Annotated in this window: 15 protein-coding genes; 10 read left to right on the top strand and 5 right to left on the bottom strand. The window is 42.6% G+C overall.

Going from position 1 to position 18,756, the window contains the following annotated elements:
- Nucleotides 1–8 precede the first annotated feature (8 nt).
- Entirely contained in the window at nucleotides 9–1,616 is a 1,608-nt protein-coding gene (locus HMPREF1532_RS10610; RefSeq protein WP_005928839.1) for a SusD/RagB family nutrient-binding outer membrane lipoprotein, read from the top strand.
- Nucleotides 1,617–1,881: 265 nt separating this feature from the next.
- Here the strand turns inward: HMPREF1532_RS10610 and HMPREF1532_RS10605 are convergent, their stop codons facing one another.
- From HMPREF1532_RS10605 to HMPREF1532_RS10590, 4 genes are all read right to left on the bottom strand, one after another.
- On the bottom strand, nucleotides 1,882–3,702 hold the full coding sequence (locus HMPREF1532_RS10605; protein WP_005928837.1) for a glycoside hydrolase family 2 protein: 1,821 nt from the start codon (nucleotides 3,700–3,702) through the stop codon (nucleotides 1,882–1,884).
- 416 nt (nucleotides 3,703–4,118) lie between these two features.
- Nucleotides 4,119–4,691, bottom strand: a complete 573-nt coding sequence (locus HMPREF1532_RS10600; RefSeq protein ID WP_005928835.1) for a DNA-3-methyladenine glycosylase I — start codon at nucleotides 4,689–4,691, stop codon at nucleotides 4,119–4,121.
- Between the two features lie 72 nt (nucleotides 4,692–4,763).
- Nucleotides 4,764–5,825 (bottom strand): butyrate kinase, encoded by a 1,062-nt coding sequence (gene buk / locus HMPREF1532_RS10595; RefSeq protein WP_005928833.1) that lies wholly within the window; start codon nucleotides 5,823–5,825, stop codon nucleotides 4,764–4,766.
- A 7-nt stretch (nucleotides 5,826–5,832) separates the two neighbouring features.
- Complete coding sequence (locus HMPREF1532_RS10590) at nucleotides 5,833–6,741, bottom strand: phosphate acyltransferase (RefSeq protein WP_005928831.1); 909 nt, start codon at nucleotides 6,739–6,741, stop codon at nucleotides 5,833–5,835.
- A gap of 165 nt (nucleotides 6,742–6,906) precedes the next feature.
- On the opposite strand from HMPREF1532_RS10590, the gene HMPREF1532_RS10585 reads away from it, so the two are divergent.
- From HMPREF1532_RS10585 to HMPREF1532_RS10545, 9 genes are all read left to right on the top strand, one after another.
- Complete coding sequence (locus tag HMPREF1532_RS10585; protein WP_005928829.1) at nucleotides 6,907–7,818, top strand: S66 peptidase family protein; 912 nt, start codon at nucleotides 6,907–6,909, stop codon at nucleotides 7,816–7,818.
- A 73-nt stretch (nucleotides 7,819–7,891) separates the two neighbouring features.
- Nucleotides 7,892–8,893 (top strand): M20 family metallopeptidase, encoded by a 1,002-nt coding sequence (locus HMPREF1532_RS10580; protein ID WP_025819471.1) that lies wholly within the window; start codon nucleotides 7,892–7,894, stop codon nucleotides 8,891–8,893.
- Between the two features lie 142 nt (nucleotides 8,894–9,035).
- Entirely contained in the window at nucleotides 9,036–9,464 is a 429-nt protein-coding gene (locus tag HMPREF1532_RS10575; RefSeq protein ID WP_005928823.1) for a SufE family protein, read from the top strand.
- Between the two features lie 413 nt (nucleotides 9,465–9,877).
- Complete coding sequence (locus HMPREF1532_RS10570; protein ID WP_005928821.1) at nucleotides 9,878–12,040, top strand: alpha-galactosidase; 2,163 nt, start codon at nucleotides 9,878–9,880, stop codon at nucleotides 12,038–12,040.
- 350 nt (nucleotides 12,041–12,390) lie between these two features.
- A complete protein-coding gene (locus HMPREF1532_RS10565; protein ID WP_005928819.1) occupies nucleotides 12,391–13,479 on the top strand; it encodes a hypothetical protein in 1,089 nt (362 codons plus the stop codon).
- 18 nt (nucleotides 13,480–13,497) lie between these two features.
- On the top strand, nucleotides 13,498–14,520 hold the full coding sequence (locus HMPREF1532_RS10560; protein ID WP_005928816.1) for an RHS repeat-associated core domain-containing protein: 1,023 nt from the start codon (nucleotides 13,498–13,500) through the stop codon (nucleotides 14,518–14,520).
- The gene (locus HMPREF1532_RS10555; protein ID WP_224203520.1) at nucleotides 14,510–14,944 is read left to right on the top strand and encodes a hypothetical protein; all 435 of its coding nucleotides are present in this window, start codon (nucleotides 14,510–14,512) and stop codon (nucleotides 14,942–14,944) included. Before HMPREF1532_RS10560 ends, HMPREF1532_RS10555 begins: the two co-directional genes overlap by 11 nt.
- A 40-nt stretch (nucleotides 14,945–14,984) precedes the next feature.
- The gene (locus HMPREF1532_RS10550; protein WP_224203521.1) at nucleotides 14,985–15,269 is read left to right on the top strand and encodes a hypothetical protein; all 285 of its coding nucleotides are present in this window, start codon (nucleotides 14,985–14,987) and stop codon (nucleotides 15,267–15,269) included.
- Nucleotides 15,270–15,539: 270 nt separating this feature from the next.
- Nucleotides 15,540–16,040 (top strand): hypothetical protein, encoded by a 501-nt coding sequence (locus HMPREF1532_RS10545; protein ID WP_148301702.1) that lies wholly within the window; start codon nucleotides 15,540–15,542, stop codon nucleotides 16,038–16,040.
- A gap of 421 nt (nucleotides 16,041–16,461) precedes the next feature.
- On the opposite strand, the gene HMPREF1532_RS10540 is transcribed toward HMPREF1532_RS10545, so the two are convergent.
- Nucleotides 16,462–18,741, bottom strand: a complete 2,280-nt coding sequence (locus tag HMPREF1532_RS10540) for a glycoside hydrolase family 3 N-terminal domain-containing protein (protein ID WP_005928806.1) — start codon at nucleotides 18,739–18,741, stop codon at nucleotides 16,462–16,464.
- Nucleotides 18,742–18,756 lie beyond the last annotated feature (15 nt).

Genomic DNA, 18,756 nt, shown 5'->3' with positions numbered 1-18,756 from the left:
AGATCATTATGAAAAGATATAAATATATTGCAGCATTACTCATAGGAAGTTTGATCGGTTTTTCCGGATGTACCGATAATTTCGAATCGGACAATGAAATAAAAGGCGCCTTCAATGACGAAGTAAAAGAGTACGATTATCAAAAATACACGATGCCTCTCGAAATCATTCAATCCGGTATTTACTTTCAGTATAACTGGGGCGACGGAATCAATTGGCCCTGGCAGATCACTCAGGCTCTTCAGCACGATATGTTCTCCGGTTATTTCCATGATCAGGTTTCGAAGTTCAATGACAAAAATTCTGTATATAAAATCAATACCGGATGGACGAATGCAGCCTGGAATTATACTTATAAATACATATTTCCCGTAGTCCACTCTTCCGAGCTGAACAGTGAAGGCGTAGAACAAGCCATTCACTATTATGGATTGACCCAAATTCTGAAAGTCGAGCTTATGCACCGCATCTCGGACACTTACGGCCCTGTAGTGTACAGCAAATTCGGAAACGGTGAAGTCAATTCCGTAGATACACAGCAAGAAGCGTATGCCGCTTTCTTCAGTGACCTTGACAAGGGAATCGATGCTATGGACAAATATCTGAAAAACGGAGGTGATGACCTTTCACTCAACGCCAACGACATGCTGAATGCCAAAAGCATAAAAGGCTGGATCAAGTTCGCTAATTCCCTGCGTCTCCGCCTGGCCATGCGTATATCCAACGTAGATAAAACAAATGCCGAAATCCAAGCTAAGAAAGCATTGGCAAATCCATACGGAGTACTTGAAGCCGCCAATGAAATCATCCAAGTTTCCGGACATGGCTATACCAATCCGCTCATCGCGATCGGCGGTTGGGGCGAAGCGTATATGGGTGCTACCATGGCCTCCGTGCTCAATGGTTACGAAGATCCCCGTCGGGAAAAATGGTATAACAAGGCAACTTTAAAAGGATATGAAAATGAATGGTTAGGAATACCGCAAGGTGTATTCATGCAAGAGGGCGATCCTAATTATTACGGTGGATATTCAGCTCTCAATACGGCCGGCGGCGAAACGACTCCGGCTATTCTGATGACAGCTGCCGAAGTCTGGTTTCTCCGTGCAGAAGCCGCTTTACGTGGGTTCAGCAACGAAACTCCCAAAACCTGTTATGAAACAGGTATAAAAACTTCATTTGCCCAATGGGGTGTGGGTGATGCAACCAACTATTTGGCAAGCGATAAAAAACCGTCGGACTATAAAGAAATGGTTCCTGCCAGTGGTGGAAAAGATATGAAAGCTCTTATCACCATCTCCCCTAAATGGAATGATACTGCCGGAAAAGAAGGACAATTAGAGCAAATCATTACTCAGAAATGGTTGGCTTGCTGGCCCGAAAGTTACGAAGCATGGAGCGAACAACGCCGTACCGGTTATCCTAAACTATTTAAGGTACAAACAAACAACAGTGGCGGCACCATCGATACGAATGATATGATACGCCGTCTGCCTTTCTCTACGGACGACGCAGATAAAGATCCCGTACAATACGATCTCCTAAAGAAAGCTCTCGGAGGTCCGGATCACGGCGGTACCCGTTTATGGTGGGATGCAGGCAAAAATAACTTCTAAAAAGCCCAAACATAAAGACTTTGATTAATGGTGTTTTCTCCGTATTAGTTTAGTGTTGTAAGGAGAAGATTGGAAGGAGTAAGATCGTGAGATTTTACTCCTTCGTATTTTAAGACTGCCGGTAACTTATTTTCATAAAAATCAGAATCCAAACGCTTGAAAGATTCGAAGCAAATCACTCTTATAACCGCAATGTTACAGCAAGAGCAACTCGATTTTTAAAACCTTCCCGAACATCTCACAAATAAAAAAATCGATATCCTCATCATTGATTCAATGAATCTACCAGTTTCCCATTGATAGCCTTCAACTTCTTCCCGTCCAGCTTAATAACCTTCCTGTCATAAGTCATCAACCCGTTCACCTCTACTTCCACATCAGTAGTCTGTGTATAAACGGCTGCACTGAACCCGCGTGCAATCAAGTCATACAGTTGATTGGCATATTTAATGTATTCATTCGTCACATCTTCCGATGAATTAAACTGAACATAGCCCCAGTTACGGTTCGGTTCCCAGATATGATCTTTCACAACCCATCCTATACCGCCATATTCACCCAACACATTGGCCCGTTGCCCGTCATAGAGATACATGTCAGGAGCCGGATAATTATGCAGATCGAGCATATCACCACAAGTATAATGATTACCGCCACTCGCAGGATTCACCAGACGGGTGGGATCATACCGTTTCGTCCACTCGGCGATTTCCGGTGTTTTAAACTGTCCCCATGCTTCATTAAACGGCACCCATGTACCGATACAGGGATATGAATACAGACAATCCATGATCTCTTTCCATTCTTTGCGGTAACAAGCCTCCGACTCTGCCGAACGCTTATTCTCCGTACCATCAAAATATCTGCGATTCTGCCATTCGGGACCACGATCACCACTCGGCATGTCCTGCCATACGATAATGCCCAAACGGTCACAATGGGTGTACCAGCGTGCCGGCTCCACCTTGATGTGTTTACGGATCATATTATAACCGAAATCCTTGGTTTTCTGAATGTCATACAGCAAAGCCTCATCGGCAGGCGCCGTATACAGACCATCCGGCCACCAGCCCTGATCGAGGGGACCAAACTGGAATAAAGGTGCATTGTTCAATTCCAGACGAACAATCCCGTTGGCATCGCGTCCGGTAGAGAATTTACGCATGGCAGCATAACTATCCACCTCGTCCACAATCTTCCCTCCATTCTTCAATGCCACTTTCAGCGTGTAGAGGAAAGGAGAAGAAGGGCTCCACAATTTCATGTCGGCAGGCATGGCAATATCCACCGTTTCCCCATTCACACTTTTTCCGGTAGCCACCAGACGAGTTCCGTCGAATACATTCACTTCCAGCAAATCCGAAGCATCGATTTTATTCGTCAAGACTTTCACAGATAACTGATTCCTGTCAATATCGGGTGTAATACGCAAATTGGTGATATAATGACCGGCCACGGGTTCCAGCCACACTGTCTGCCATATTCCGGTGACCGGTGTATACCAAATACCTTCCGGGCGGTTTACCTGTTTTCCACGAGACTGATAGCCGTCATCCGTCGGATCCCATACCTTTACAACCAGCTTGTTATCACCCTTACGGTTCATTGCTGTCGTTATGTCGAAAGAAAACGGAGTAAAACCTCCGGTATGGCTACCAACCTTCACATCATTTACCCACACGTCAGTTCTCCAGTCTACAGCACCAAAATGCAACAGTAGTTTCTTTTCTTTCCATGCCTGCGGCACACTGAATGTACGCCGATACCAGAGCTCTCTCTTTGCGCCTACCGTTTTTCCTACTCCCGAAAGAGAAGATTCTACCGCAAAAGGAACCAGAATCTGTCCGTCAAAGCTGGTAGGTATCCCCGGTTTACCGACTTCCGTAATTGCATAATCCCACAAACCGTTCAGATTTTTCCAGTCATCGCGAGCCATTATCGGCCGGGGATATTCCGGTAACACTTCAGCTATATTTATCTCATCGGCCCACTTTGTTTTAATACGGTCTCCAGCCGGTTTCCACTGAGCAAAAGATACAGACACAAAAGAGATTAATAAAAAAGAGAAAAATAAAAGTTTCTTCATCGTGCTATGTTTTTAGTTTTAAATTTGCACAAAAATAGCCCGAAGTTCTCTTTCTGAATACAAGATTTAAGCCATTTAATAGTTCTATTATGCCAAATGAGGGTTTATAAGGAGAAATTAGAATCAAAATACAAAATTAAGGAGAGCAGTCCCATATATTCCTCCCGACAAAGCACATACCTTCCTGCTGTTGATAAATATATATTTTCAGAAGCAGAACATCCCCATGTTCTCAAGTAAAACATCCCCATGTTTTGAAATAGAACATCCCCATGTTGTACACCACAACATCCGGATGTTTTCATGCATCATCTACTATCCTAATGTCAAGTATACTCTATCATCAACAACTCATTACCATAGTGCTCGACCATAGCATAAGTATATCATGGTTATTGTGAAAGTTATATCGTGATTTATCCTTTCCGGCAAAAACAGTCCGCCAGATGATCATTGATAAACCCCGAAGCCTGCAAATGAGCATAGCAAATGGTCGTCCCGAAGAATTTGAATCCCCTTTTTTTCATATCCTTGCTCATAGCATCGGATTCGGGAGACGATACAGGAATCTCACTCAATGAACGAAAAGTATTGATAATCGGTTTCCTGTCGGGAAAGAATGACAATGTATATTCATAAAAGCTACCGAACTCTTTTTGCAGGCCGAGAAACAGCCTTGCATTGATGATGGTCGACTTGATTTTCAGACGGTTTTTCACAATGCCGTCAAACTGCATCAACCGCTCTACATCTTCATCGGTCATTTGTGCCACCAACCCGGCATCAAAATTACAAAAAGCCTTGCGATATCCCTCCCGTTTCCTAAGGATCGTTATCCAGCTCAATCCGGCTTGCGCACCCTCCAATACAAGAAACTCAAACAGCGTCTTGTCGTCGGTCACCAATTTCCCCCACTCTTGATCATGGTATTTCACATACAGTTCGTCAGTTCCGCACCAACCGCAACGTCCGTTTATTATATCTTGCATAATCATAACATTTATAATACGTTTCAAAGATAATGGATTCACCGCAGCACACCAAATGCTCAACAAACTATTCTACTCATAAACAGCAACCGGCAATTCTCCCCGCAAAGCTCCCAATGCGTTCTGTGCCAAAGCCTCCAACTCATCCTCACCCGGATATACATGCACCGGTGCCAGAAAAGAGATGCGTGCCGTGAGGCGGGAAACTACATACTCGGAATGGGCAATTCCGCCAGTCAACAGGATAGCGTCGATTTTGCCGTAAAGGGTAACAGCCGCCGCACCGATACCTTTGGCTACCTGATAGATCATGGCATTCAATATCAGTTCGGCTTTTTGATCTCCTTTTTCGATAGAAGCCACGATAGCGGGAATATCGGTCGTACCCAAATGGGCTGTCAGCCCGGCACGACCGGAAATGCGTTTCTTTAATTCATCCTTTGTGAAACGCCCGCTATAACAAAGGTCGATCAATGGTCCTGCCGGAAGCGTGCCAGCACGTTCGGGTGAGAATGGCCCCTCACCGTCGAGCGCATTATTCACATCGATGGCACGGCCATGTTCATGCGCACCGATGGAAATTCCACCGCCAAGATGGCAAATCACCAGGTTCAGATCTTCGTATCTCGTATGATGCTCACGGGCATACCGACGAGCAATCGCCCGTTGATTCAACGCATGCCAGATGGTGATGCGCGGCATCAGAGGAGAGCCTGTAATGTGAGGAATCTCATCCATCTCGTCCACTACACCGGGATCTGCTATAAAGGCACGGCAACCGGGAAGCATGGAAGCCAACTCATCAGCTATGAGACACCCCAAGTTACAGGCATGCGTACGCATGGCATGAAGCGTATCCTGCCGCATGGCCTCATTCACCTCGTACACCCCGCCGGGAATAGGTTTCACCAAACCGCCACGACCGATAATGGCATCAAACCGGAAAGGAATGCCCTCCTTCTCCAATTCGGTAAGCACAAGTGATTTACGAAATTCGAACTGATCGGTCACCTCCGGGAAAACAGCCAGTTCTTCTACCGTATGTCGGATGTTTCGAACCAGCAACGGCGTTTCGTCTTCATAGACGGCAATCTTTGTCGAGGTAGAACCGGGATTAATAGCAAGAATCTTCATAAGTTGTTTATTTACAGGTGAGGCAGGCCATCGCCATGCTATAATATTTAGACAGACCGGAATCGCTACGCGAGGGCAATACAACCGGACAAACAGGACCTTGCAGCAGTCCCGCCATATCGGCATTGGCAAAAAGGGAAACCGACTTATAGAACGTATTGCCCGATTCTATATTAGGGAATATCAGTACATCCGCCTGCCCGTCGATAGGAGAAACAATTCCCTTTATGCTACCGCTTGCCTGTTCACAAGAAGTACGGACATCCAGCGGACCGTCAATAATTACATTACCGAATTCACCAGCCTCCGCCAACTCGACGATATTTACATAGTCCAGGGAATGAGGAAATTTGGCACTGACTTTCTCCGTGCAATGGATAAGAGAGATGCGCGGCTGCTCTATTCCGAAAGAACGGCAAGTATGAATGGCATACCAGATCATCTCGATACGTTGCTGCAAAGTAGGTCGCGGAATAACGGCAGCATCAGAAAAAAACAGCAGTTTATTATAAGTAGGTATCTGCATGACCGCAAGATGCGTCAGCACTTTCCCTTTGGGTAGCAGCCCTTTTTCCTTGTCCAAAATAGCATGAAGCAGATTATCCGTATTAATAATACCTTTCATCAGAATATCCGCACCGCCTTCACGGACAATACGCACCGCCTCTCGGGCCGCCTCATCCGAATCTTCCATATGGATCGTCTTTACATATTCCGGATATTTTCTCAGAGTCGGATACTTTTCAAGAATAGCCGAATCACCAATCATCAGGAACTCGGCAATTCCTTCTTCAAGAGCACGGGCTATGGCATATTCCGTATTGGCGTCATTGGCACATACTACCGCAATTCTCTTGCGTCGGTTCAGTGTTTTCAGATGGGAAGTCAGCTGATCGAAAGTTCTAATAGGTTCCATAACGTTAGATTTTTAGCAAATATCAGAAAAATGATTGAGAAATACAGCATAGTAAGGGAGAAAAATAACGCGTTTATATAACATTTTGTCATGGAAAGAAAAATTATTTTAAAAACTTATGTCATAATCCGGTGAATACGTACATTTGCAAAAATAACCGAACATATGAACAGCCTGATTCTTCCCCCTTATTTGCACGAAGGCGATAAAGTCGCCATCGTCTCTCCATCGAGCAAGATAGACAAATCATTTCTGAAAGGAGCGAAAAAGCGATTGGAATCCTGGGGACTGAAGGTGATTATGGGCAAACACGCCGGCAGTGCTTCCGGTAGATATGCCGGAACCGTCAAGCAACGTTTGAGCGACCTCCAAAGCATGATGAATGACCCGGAGATAAAGGCCATTTTCTGCAGTCGTGGCGGATACGGTGCGGTACACCTCGTACAGGCACTGGATTTCACCCTCTTTCGCGAATCCCCCAAATGGCTGATAGGATTCAGTGACATCACAGCATTGCACAATCTGATTCAATCCAACGGTTTTGCTTCTTTGCATGCCCCCATGGCACGGCATCTGACAGTAGAACCCGAAGACGATCCCTGTTCTCTGCATCTGAAAAATATTCTAAGCGGCACGTTACCGGAATACTCCTGTCCGAAACACAAATTGAACCGCCAAGGAACCGCCAGGGGGATTCTGAGAGGGGGGAATATGGCCGTATTTTACGGATTGCGCGGCACTCCTTACGACATTCCGCCCGAAGGCAGCATTCTGTTTATCGAAGACATCAGCGAACGCCCGCATGCCATAGAGCGTATGATGTATAATTTGAAGTTAGGAGGGGTACTTGAAAAGCTCTCCGGACTCATCATCGGTCAATTCACGGAATATGAAGAAGACCGTTCATTAGGGAAAGAGCTATACGCCGCACTGGCCGATCTGGTAAAAGAGTACGATTATCCGGTCTGTTTTGACTTTCCGGTAGGGCACGTCACCCGCAATCTTCCTCTGATCAACGGAGCGGAAGTAGAATTGAATGTCGGCAAGAAAGCAACAGAATTAAAGTTCATTTGTTAATAAACCATGTCCGCAGAAGCAAACTACAGTGAAAATCATTACTTTTGCCGATATAATACAACAGTTACTTAAAATGAAAAAGAATTATATCATGTCATTAGTGGGGTTATTATTACTTTTCACACTGTCACTTTCTTCTTGCGGCAACAAGAATAAAGCAAGCGAAATGACGAAAGAGACCGTAGCCACCATACAGGCACCTCAGTTCGATGCCGACAGTGCCTATCAATATGTAAAAGAACAGGTCGATTTCGGACCGCGTGTGCCCAACAGCAAAGGGCATGTGGCCTGCGGCAACTATCTTGCCGGACAACTGGAAAAGTTCGGTGCTACGGTTACCAACCAGTATGCCGATCTTATCGCCTATGACGGTACCCTGCTGAAAGCACGCAACATTATCGGTTCTTATAAGCCGGAAAATAAAAAGCGCATCGCCCTCTTTGCACACTGGGATACCCGTCCCTGGGCAGACAATGATCCGGATAAAAAGAACCACTATACGCCAATCTTAGGAGCCAATGACGGTGCAAGCGGTGTAGGAGTACTTCTTGAGATAGCCCGTCAGATTCAACAGCAACAACCCGAACTCGGTATCGATATCATCTTCCTCGATGCCGAAGACTACGGCACGCACCAGGCCAGCGGCAAGCATCAGGAGGACTCCTGGTGTCTGGGATCACAATACTGGGCACGTAATCCGCATGTGCCGGGGTATAACGCCCGTTTCGGCATATTGCTCGACATGGTAGGCGGCCAGCAACCTACTTTCTATCGCGAAGCCTATTCTGAAAAATATGCCAAAGACGTCAACCGGAAAGTCTGGAAAAAGGCTAACGAATTGGGATACGGGAAATATTTCATCGATGAAGTAATGGGGGGTGCTACAGACGACCACCTGTTCATCAACGAAATTGCCGGAATCAAGACGATCGACATCATCCCTTGTGACCCGGAAGGAGAATATTCGTTCGATCCTACATGGCACACAATCAAAGATGATATGGACAACATTGACCGGAATACCCTCAAGGCTGTGGGACAAACGGTGATGGGAGTCATTTACAACGAGAAATAAGAGAGGGGAAGCCTCTCCCCGACCCTCTCCGTGGGAGAGGGAGTAAAGTTGGATCTGTAACCGGATGGTAATCATAAAGCATCTTTGATCCCCTCTCCTGTGGAGAGGTTCTTGAAAGAAAGACCACCAAAATATTATAACTATGTCAATTAATGAATTACAAGACGAAGTAATTGCGGAATTCAGTGATTTCGACGACTGGATGGACCGCTATCAATTACTTATCGACTTAGGAAACGAGCAAGAAGCGCTCGATGAGAAATATAAAACGGAGCAAAACCTCATTGAAGGTTGCCAAAGCCGCGTGTGGTTGCAGGCGGATGAGGTGGACGGAAAAGTTATATTCAAAGCCGAAAGCGATGCGCTGATCGTAAAAGGCATCATAGCCCTACTGATTAAAGTCGTTTCGGGGCATACTCCGGACGAGATTCTGAATGCCGACCTTTACTTTATAGACAAAATAGGATTGAAAGAGCACCTGTCTCCTACCCGGAGCAACGGATTGCTTTCGATGGTAAAACAAATGCGACTCTATGCATTGGCATTCAAAGCCAAAGAGAGTAAAGAATAAGATCCGGTCCGTCCGCCCGTCAGAAATGTGCAGAGGTCACAGAGTTACAATCAAAAGATGGTAAACTCTGTGACCTCTGTGCATTTTTTATGCCGGATCATTCATCTAACAAATGACGCAAAATATAGCTCACATGTAGAAAATCCCTCTCCACGTGCTTTCCATGCAGCATTATTGCTACAAAAGTCTCATTTATTGCCAAATTTACAACAGTATAAAACTTCCAAAACGGCTAACTTTGCCTTATCCGGGGCGTACTGTATACCTGTCTGTTTTTCCGGAATAACATGAATAAAGCAAAATAATCCATATTCAAAGTATTTTTCTCTATTTCCCTGTGCAGAAAAACCCGATTACTTTGCAATATGAATAAAACAGCAGAATTCATTTACAAACTAAATAGTATTTATACCATGAAATTAAAAGCGATTTTACTGGCAGGACTTCTCTGCCTCTCCGGCATCATCCATGCCGCAGATAACCCAGTAATAAAAATCGAGACGGCAACTACCAGCCTTATTTTCCGCGTAGGAGATAACGGCCGGCTCTATCAATCCTATCTGGGGAAACGACTTCACAACGAAGCCGACATCCGTCATCTGCCCCAAGGTACAGAGGGTTATCTGACACACGGTCTGGAAGATTATTATGAACCGGCCCTGCACATCGTACACAATGACGGCAATCCTTCGACATTGCTGAAATACACCTCACATAGCAGCCAAAAATTGGCAGACGGTGCTACCGAAACGGTCATCACTCTGAATGACGACCAGTATCCGATCACCGTCAAACTGCATTATGTGGCCTATCCCGCCGAAAACATCATCAAGACATTCAGCGAAATCAGCCACAAAGAAAAAAAACCGGTCAGCTTGCAGAAGTATGCTTCATCCATGTTGCATCTGAACCGCAATAAATACTTCCTGACGGAATTTAGCGGTGACTGGTCACACGAAGCCAATGTCACCGAACGCGAACTGGCCTACGGTAAAAAAGTAATCGACACCAAATTAGGTGCACGCGCCAACATGTTCGTATCCCCTTTCTTCCAGGTATCGCTGGATAATCCATCGGAAGAAAATGCCGGTGAGGTATTGGTAGGTACTTTAGGATGGACCGGTAACTTCCGTTTTACTTTCGAAGTAGATCATCAGAATCATCTGCGCGTTATCAGTGGTATCAACCCTTATGCATCGGAATACAGCCTGCCGGCGAATGAAGTGTTCCGTACACCGGATTTCTACTTTACCTATAGTTTGAACGGTAAAGGACAGGCCAGCCGCAATTTCCACGACTGGGCGCGCCGCTATCAGGTGAAAGCCGGAGACGAAACACGCATGACGCTGCTCAACAACTGGGAAGCTACTTATTTTGATTTCAACGAAGATAAATTAGTTGCTCTTATCGGCGAAGCCAAACATTTAGGTGTAGACATGTTCCTGCTGGATGACGGATGGTTTGCCAATAAATACCCGCGCAGCAGTGATCATCAAGGTTTGGGCGACTGGACGGAAACCGCCGACAAACTGCCTAACGGCATCGGTAAATTGACTGCCGAAGCAAAGAAACAAGGAGTCAAGTTCGGTATCTGGATCGAACCGGAAATGGTAAATCCTAAAAGTGAACTTTATGAAAAACATAAAGACTGGGTGATTCGTTTCCCCAATCGCGAAGAATATTATTTCCGCAACCAATTGGTACTCGACCTCAGTAATCCGGCCGTACAAGACCATGTATTCGGCGTAGTAGACCAACTGATGACAAAATATCCGGATATCGCTTTCTTTAAATGGGATTGCAACAGCCCCATCACCAACATTTATTCAACCTACCTGAAAGGGAAACAAACACATCTATATATAGACTATGTGCGCGGACTCTATAAAGTGCTTGAACGCGTCAAAGCCAAATATCCGAACTTGCCGATGATGCTCTGCGCCGGTGGCGGAGGACGTTCCGACTTCGAGGCATTGAAGTACTTTACAGAATTCTGGCCAAGTGACAACACCGATCCGATCGAACGCCTGTTCATCCAATGGGGATTCTCACAGGTATTCCCCAGCAAAACCCTGTGTGCACACGTGACTACATGGAACAAGAAAACCAGTGTCAAATTCCGTACCGACGTAGCCATGATGTGCAAATTAGGGTTCGACATCAAAATGGATGATCTGACAAACGACGAACAAACGTATTGCCGCCAAGCCGTACAGGAATATAATCGCCTGAAACCCGTTATTTTAGAGGGTGACCTTTATCGTCTCGTATCTCCTTATGAAGGTGAACGCGAACATACCTCTTCCATGTACATCAGCAAGGACAAAAGCAATGCAGTCGTATTTGCTTTCGATATCCATCCGCGCTACGGAGAACGGCTGCTTCCGGTACGTCTGCAAGGCTTGGAAGCTAACAGAATGTATAAAGTGAAAGAGATCAACCTGATGCCGGGCGCATGGCCCAGCTTGGGAGGAAATGATCAGGTTTATTCCGGAGAATACCTGATGACGGTAGGTCTCGGCCTGTTCACAGGACAAGATTTAAGCAGCCGCATCATAGAGGTTAGTGCCCAATAAGAAAATCCGTCAAGAGAAAGTACTATCTTATAAAAATTCTTCATTAGTATCCTGTGCCCCTGTATCTGCCCTCCGGCAGTGCAGGGGCACTAACTTTTTTAATCAGAATTCAATATAAAATTCATCTCGCACAATTTCTTCTCTTTTCACATAGTGGAATTTACTCAGCAAATAAGTAACTGAAATAGAAGTTTTTAAAAAATATGATGTAATCACTATTTTATTTCATATTTTTTTCTAATTTTGCTAACAACATAAATTCATTATGAAATGCCCATGATATAAAAAAAACAATGTAATTTATAAAGTTAATTGAATAAGAATTTATGGTCATATAGACTTCGTAGAATATGAAAAGATTAATTTATATATTGCCTTTTATTGTGTTTTTGCAATTAAATGCACAAACATTCGGTTCAGGTCAGAAATGGGCAGATTTTCATACCAACAAAAAGGCTTTATCTCATCCCGTACCTACCAATATCCAGAAACATTTCGACATTGCTATAAATGAAATAAGCCAGATGTTGAAAAGGGAAAAACCTTTAAGTTTTAAAAGGGCGGTTTTTCTTGTAGAGAATGCTTATTATGAAGGCAAAATGAGTTGGGAGGATTATAACAATGAAATATTGAGAATAAAGCCCATACTTAATAAAATGATAGACAACCGCAATTTAAGACAATATAAAACCGCTGGAAATTGGGCTGTATTTACCTATATGTCTGATAGTATCCCGGAAAATAACTTCAAACCGTATCAATATGATTTTGAAAATTTCATGAGTGATTCAGATCTGGAAAGTTCTTTAGTTTCACGCCTTTTAAAAACCAAAAGAGGCAATTGTAGGTCCTTACCTTTTCTTTATAAGATTTTGGCCAATGAAGTGAATGTAGAGGCATTTATAGCAATTGCTCCTATGCACTGCTATGTAAAGCACAGGGATGAAAAAGGAAATTGGTGGAATTTAGAAATGACAACCGGATCTTTTTCACGATCAAGCTTTATTATGGAAACCTTCAATGTTTCCGAAATTGCTATAGAAAGCGGTTTGTTTATGAAATCATTGTCAGATATTGAATCTGTTGCATATTGCATATGTGACCTATTAAATTATTATGAGTATAAAACAGGAAGATATTCAGATGATTTTATCAGGAAATGTTACAGCATTGGTTTACAGTACTATCCCAATAGCCAATTGCAAACTAACAAAGGAAACGATTTAAAATTCCGATTAGACAGTAAAATAATCGATATGGGTCTGAAAGGATATAGGGACATTATTAATTATCCGGAACTTATGAGAGAATTTGAAGCAATGGATTCCACGTTCCAATATCTTTCGAAAATTGGCTACTCTACAATAAAACCTGAAGATTATGAAAAGATGGTCAATGATATAAAAGTGAAACAGACAAAATTGAATACAGAGAAATAACATAAATCAGTATACATTATGAAAAGGCAAATTTTATTTTTGAGCATAATAACGTTTTTTGCGTTGAGTGCTTTGGCACAGACTCCTTATGACAATTTTGCACCGGAACAGAGTGTAAAATCAATGATTGAAATGCCCGAAACGAAATTCAAAGTAGTAAATTCGGACTCAAATAGCAAAATACATAGCATTGAGTTTGATAAAAACACCTTGTCTTTGAATTTATTAAATGAGAGCGACAGTGTGCTTAAATCAATTATCCTCAACCCAAATGAGAAAAAATTTATGTCGATTGATCCACATGCTGAAAAGTACTATAGTATTAGTCCTTATGCCTATTGTTTTAATAATCCCGTAAATGTTATTGATCCAGATGGAAAAGACAGCTATCTATTGATTTGGTTTTCAGGAAATAACGAAACTGGACATGCTGGAATTGCAATTGATAACTATAAACAACAAGAAGTCAGAGATAAGAAAGGAAATGTCGTATTAGACAGTAAAGGAAATCCCACTTATGAAATGGTCAAAGATGGGACTATGACATATTACGATTTGTGGCCCAATAGTCCTGTAGGAAAAACTGAGTTACAAAGCAATGTAAAATCTGATTACTCGAAAGGGGTGACAATCAATAGTTTATCTGATTTACAAACAAAAGATCCAACAGGATTGAGAAGTGGAAGTGTTAGTGCTGAAGGCAGAGCTGCTGATGGAATTGTGCAGATAAATACAACTTACGACCAAGATACAAAAATTCAAGGTTATGCTTCTAATACATCAAATTCGGGAAAAGCATATAATGCTAGCAGTTTTAATTGTTCTACATTTGCCGAAAATGCTTTAAAACAGGTATTTCCAACATTAGATGCCAGCCAGTTTGTGAAAATCCCAGGTGCTTTAAGGTTTATATATAACGACACAAGAGTTGTAGCACCAAACAATTTATACAATGCTACAATGGCATTACCAGGTGCTACAAATATAAAGGGGCCAAAATCTGTTGTTGCTAAACCTTATTTGCAATATTATGGAAAATAGACATTTAAAATCTTATATAATTATATCTGCGTTGATAATGCTTTCTTGTACCGAAAATAAATCCACAATTTTAGAAACCCCATTTGTAACGGTGGTGAAATTAGTATCTGCAGAACAAAGTTTGGCTTTTGAAGAAGCAATACAATACATAGATGTAATACAGGTATATTCAAAATTAGGGTTAGAAAATCCTGAATCGGATTGGAAAAGAACAATAAAACTTCAATACAATCTCGGTAAAGACAAAAAAATCTCAAACGATTTTAAATATTATGACTATAACATAGAAGAAACTATAACAGAAAATAATGCGGTCGTTTGTTTCAAAGCAAGGAATACAAACAGTTCTATAAAAAAGATAACTTACGGATTAGAAAAACGCCAAAACAGATGGATAGTTATTTATATTGATTATTTCAAATAGTATTTATCGTAGTAAATACTGTTTTGTGATTAAAAAAAACTTGAAAGGTAAATTAAATTCCACAGGTAATCAATCTATAAAAAATGGATATGAAGATATGCTATTCCTCACTACTATTAACTGTAGTCAGCCTTTGTTTATCATTGAGATTAGAGGCAGTCAGTCATACAGCCTACTTGGAGGTTTTGGAAGTAAAAAAAATAAAAAATTACTACCTATTCTTGATTGTATAATCAAACATGAGCAACAATGTGTTTACTATACTCCCAACTTAATTTTTAACATTTATTCCCGTAACCTTAACGATTCTATTGATGAAGTGTAAATCGCGCGATAGGTTCAATATTAACCAGATTAGAATTGGATGAGAAGTGCTTTGAATATGCCGGACATTTGTTTCTTGTAGAAAGATATAAGAATTCATTATTCATCAACACAAACCAAAAGAAGCAAATTTCTTATTATATAGAAACCAATAATGTTGTCATAAACTACTATAACGACACCTATTCTTTTTGGATTTATCATTATATTAGTGATAGATTCTTTTTTAGAGACATGTATGATACTTATTGTAAACCAACAAGGAGTCAATATGGACGTTAAAAAAAAGATTTTTTTATTTTTGCTCATTGGAGGTGTAACCGTAATTCAAGCACAAAAAAACGAAAGGTTTACCCCTCCAAATATGACACAAAAAACTCATACATTCGCATTACCTGAATTGCAAATTGACAGTACTTTTATTACTAATTTAAACACTGTATTATTTTCTCAAAAAGGATGTGGAGTAAAGAAAGATAGTAAGTGGAAAAATTTTTTCATACTTTTTAAGGCAATAGACAGTACGAGTTATTCGATCTGTTTAAGTCTTGAGGATATACCAGCAGAAAAATCTATAGTTTTTTTTAAGTATAATGATTTTTATTACTGGTTACATGGAGAAATACCTCCTAATATTATATCAAAAACTAAAACTAAAAAAAGGTTTTCTTACAAAGAACCTATTCCTGCTTTCTACGATCCCCCTTTTTGGACTTTAATATATCATATCCAAACTGGAAATATTGAGTTCAAAGGTCAGGATTGCCATTAACAATTAGTCTATATGTCAATACGAAACAGAACTCAAAACACTGTATGAGAAGTTCCCCAAAGACGTAGCAAATTTTTCTGAAAGACGCTACATCTTTTTCATAAACAGAATCTATTCTGCAAAATAAGCTGCATTCAGTATGTTTTTACCCCTTCACTTTTTTTCTCAATCGGTTTATTCATCGGAGATACAGGGTGAAGGCACGCCGGGATGTGTCCTTACGAATCCTGCAAACGGTCCTTAGCTCCTACGGGCACCGTGTTCGGACAGCTTTTGCACGGTTGCAAAAACCCTTCACCCCGTATCCCCCTTGAACAAGGCGATACAGAGTGAAGGGTGAAAGCGGTGAAGGGGGTAAATCCCAAGTGATATTCTGTTATCCGGAACCGGATTTTATCTTTTGAGCAACCTTACCGACCGATTATTTTACCAGAATCGTTTTATTAAAATGAATACGGTCGGAAGAACTTCCTATCTGTATTTCAAACTCACCCGGTTCCACCACAGGTTTCATCCGGACATCGTAAAGGGCCAGTTCGGACATCGGTACTTCCAAAGTCACTTTTTTCTTCTCTCCGGCTTTAATAAATACTTTTTTAAAAGCCTTTAATTGCTTGATAGGAGTAGATACCGAACTGATCTTATCGCGGACATAAAGCTGAACCACCTCTTTTCCATCCCGCTTTCCGGTATTTTCCACCTCTACTGTGGCCACAATCGTACTCTGATCGGAGTAAATGGAGTCATTCAATGTACATCCGGAATAATTGAAGTTCGTATAACTCAATCCATAACCAAACTCCCAAAGTGCATACGGATGTTCAAAAATATAATGTCCGGCAGGTTCTTCATAGGTACCCGGACGGTCAAAACGCTGCACACGGTCCGTAGGATAATAATTATAGAAACAAGGCGTGTTACCCGTACTCCTCGGAAACGACACATTCACGCGTCCCGAAGGATTGACGTTCCCTACCAGAATATCGGCAAGCGAGCGTCCCTGCTGTTCTCCTGCATACCATTGCACCAGCACTGCATCTGCATTTTCCTTTGCCCAGCTCATTACCAACGGCTTACCGGATATCAAAACGACAATCATCGGTTTGCCCGTGGCCTTGACAGCCTTCAACAGTTCCGATTGGTTTCCGGGAAGCTCCAAAGAAGAAAGGTCGAAGCCTTCACCGGCTGTCGAGTAACGAGGGCCACGACCCAGAAACGTACTGCGCGTGCCTACCGCCACAATAGCCAGATCACTCTGCTCTACGGCTTTCACAGCCTGCTCTATGTCTTTACTATCCGCCCGGTTCCACCAGTTACAGCCATCCGCCTGCAAAATGGTTTTCTTTTTACCCAACACTTGCTGCAATCCCTGATACAACGTCACACCCTCTTTGGTATCCGGTGTTGTCCAGGAATAATCGCCGAAAACAGTCTGATTACTATTTGGGCCTACTACGGCAATAGATTTATATTTAGACAAATCGAGCGGAAGGATATTATTCTTATTTTCCAACAGAATAGTGCTTTCGTCGGCTACCTCTTTTGCCAATGCAATGTGTTTGTCCGAGCGAACCACCTTTTTCACCAATTTCGGGTCACCGTAATAAGGGCGGTCAAACAAGCCCAAAGCAAACTTCACGTACAAAACACGACGAACCGCCTTATCGATATAAGCTTCATCGATTTTACCCTCTTTCACCTGTTGCTCCAACGTTTCATAATCCGAATCCACGTCCAGATCCACACCGGCAATCAACGAAACCTTTGCAGCCTCTTCACGGGTGGGGACGGCATAATGAAAAGTCATCACCCGGTCCACAGACCCCCAGTCGGAATAAACATACCCTTTAAAGCCCAATTCATCACGCAGCACATCCGTCATATAGTAAGGAGAAGCCGACACAGGTATGCCATCATATGCACTGTAACAACTCATGATGCACAACGGATTCGTCTCCTTAATCACACGGGCAAAAGGATAAAGATAGATACTCCGGAATTCCCGTTCACCGCCACTGACAAAAGCGCAATTCAGACCACCGGCCGGTGTTCCGTGGGCCACGAAATGTTTGGGCGTACAGGTTATCTGATGTTTCTGGTATCCTTTCACAAAGCCAATTCCCATTTCCGAGATAAGGAAAGGGTCTTCTCCATAGGTCTCCTCTACTCTTCCCCAACGCAATTCACGGGCAATGTCGAATACCGGTGAAAGTACCTGGTGGATTCCCATTGCCGCAGCCTCCTTGCCGGCAGCATCCGTCATACGCTCAATCAGTTCCGGATTGAAAGTACTCCCCTGCGCAATGGAATGTGGGAAAAGAGTCGAATTATTCTGAAGGATTCCTTGAATACCCTCCACGGCTGTCAGGATAGGAATTCCCAGACGGGTCTTGGTAAGCATATACTTTTGCAATTCATTATAGATGCCCGCACACTCTTCGGCAGTCTTTCCCATTTCGTGTGTGCAACCATAGCTCTGCCCTTGAAAGATGGATTCTATCTCATCTATTCTCCCGACAGGCTTATTTTGCAATTGCAATGTTTTTTCATGAAGCGTCATACGCCTCAGCAAATCCTCTACCCGGCTCTCGATAGGCGCCAGAGAATCTTTATACAAAGGTCTCTCCTCCGTTTCCCCAGCCCAAGCGGTGGCAGTTCCCATACCTAATACGAGGGCAATCAAAAGTTTCCTTGTTTTCATACCTTATCCTAAAAT

Origin of the sequence: Bacteroides salyersiae WAL 10018 = DSM 18765 = JCM 12988 (assembly GCF_000381365.1) — a bacterium.
Lineage (GTDB): Bacteria > Bacteroidota > Bacteroidia > Bacteroidales > Bacteroidaceae > Bacteroides > Bacteroides salyersiae.
This window is presented reverse-complemented; position numbering and strand designations above follow the sequence as displayed.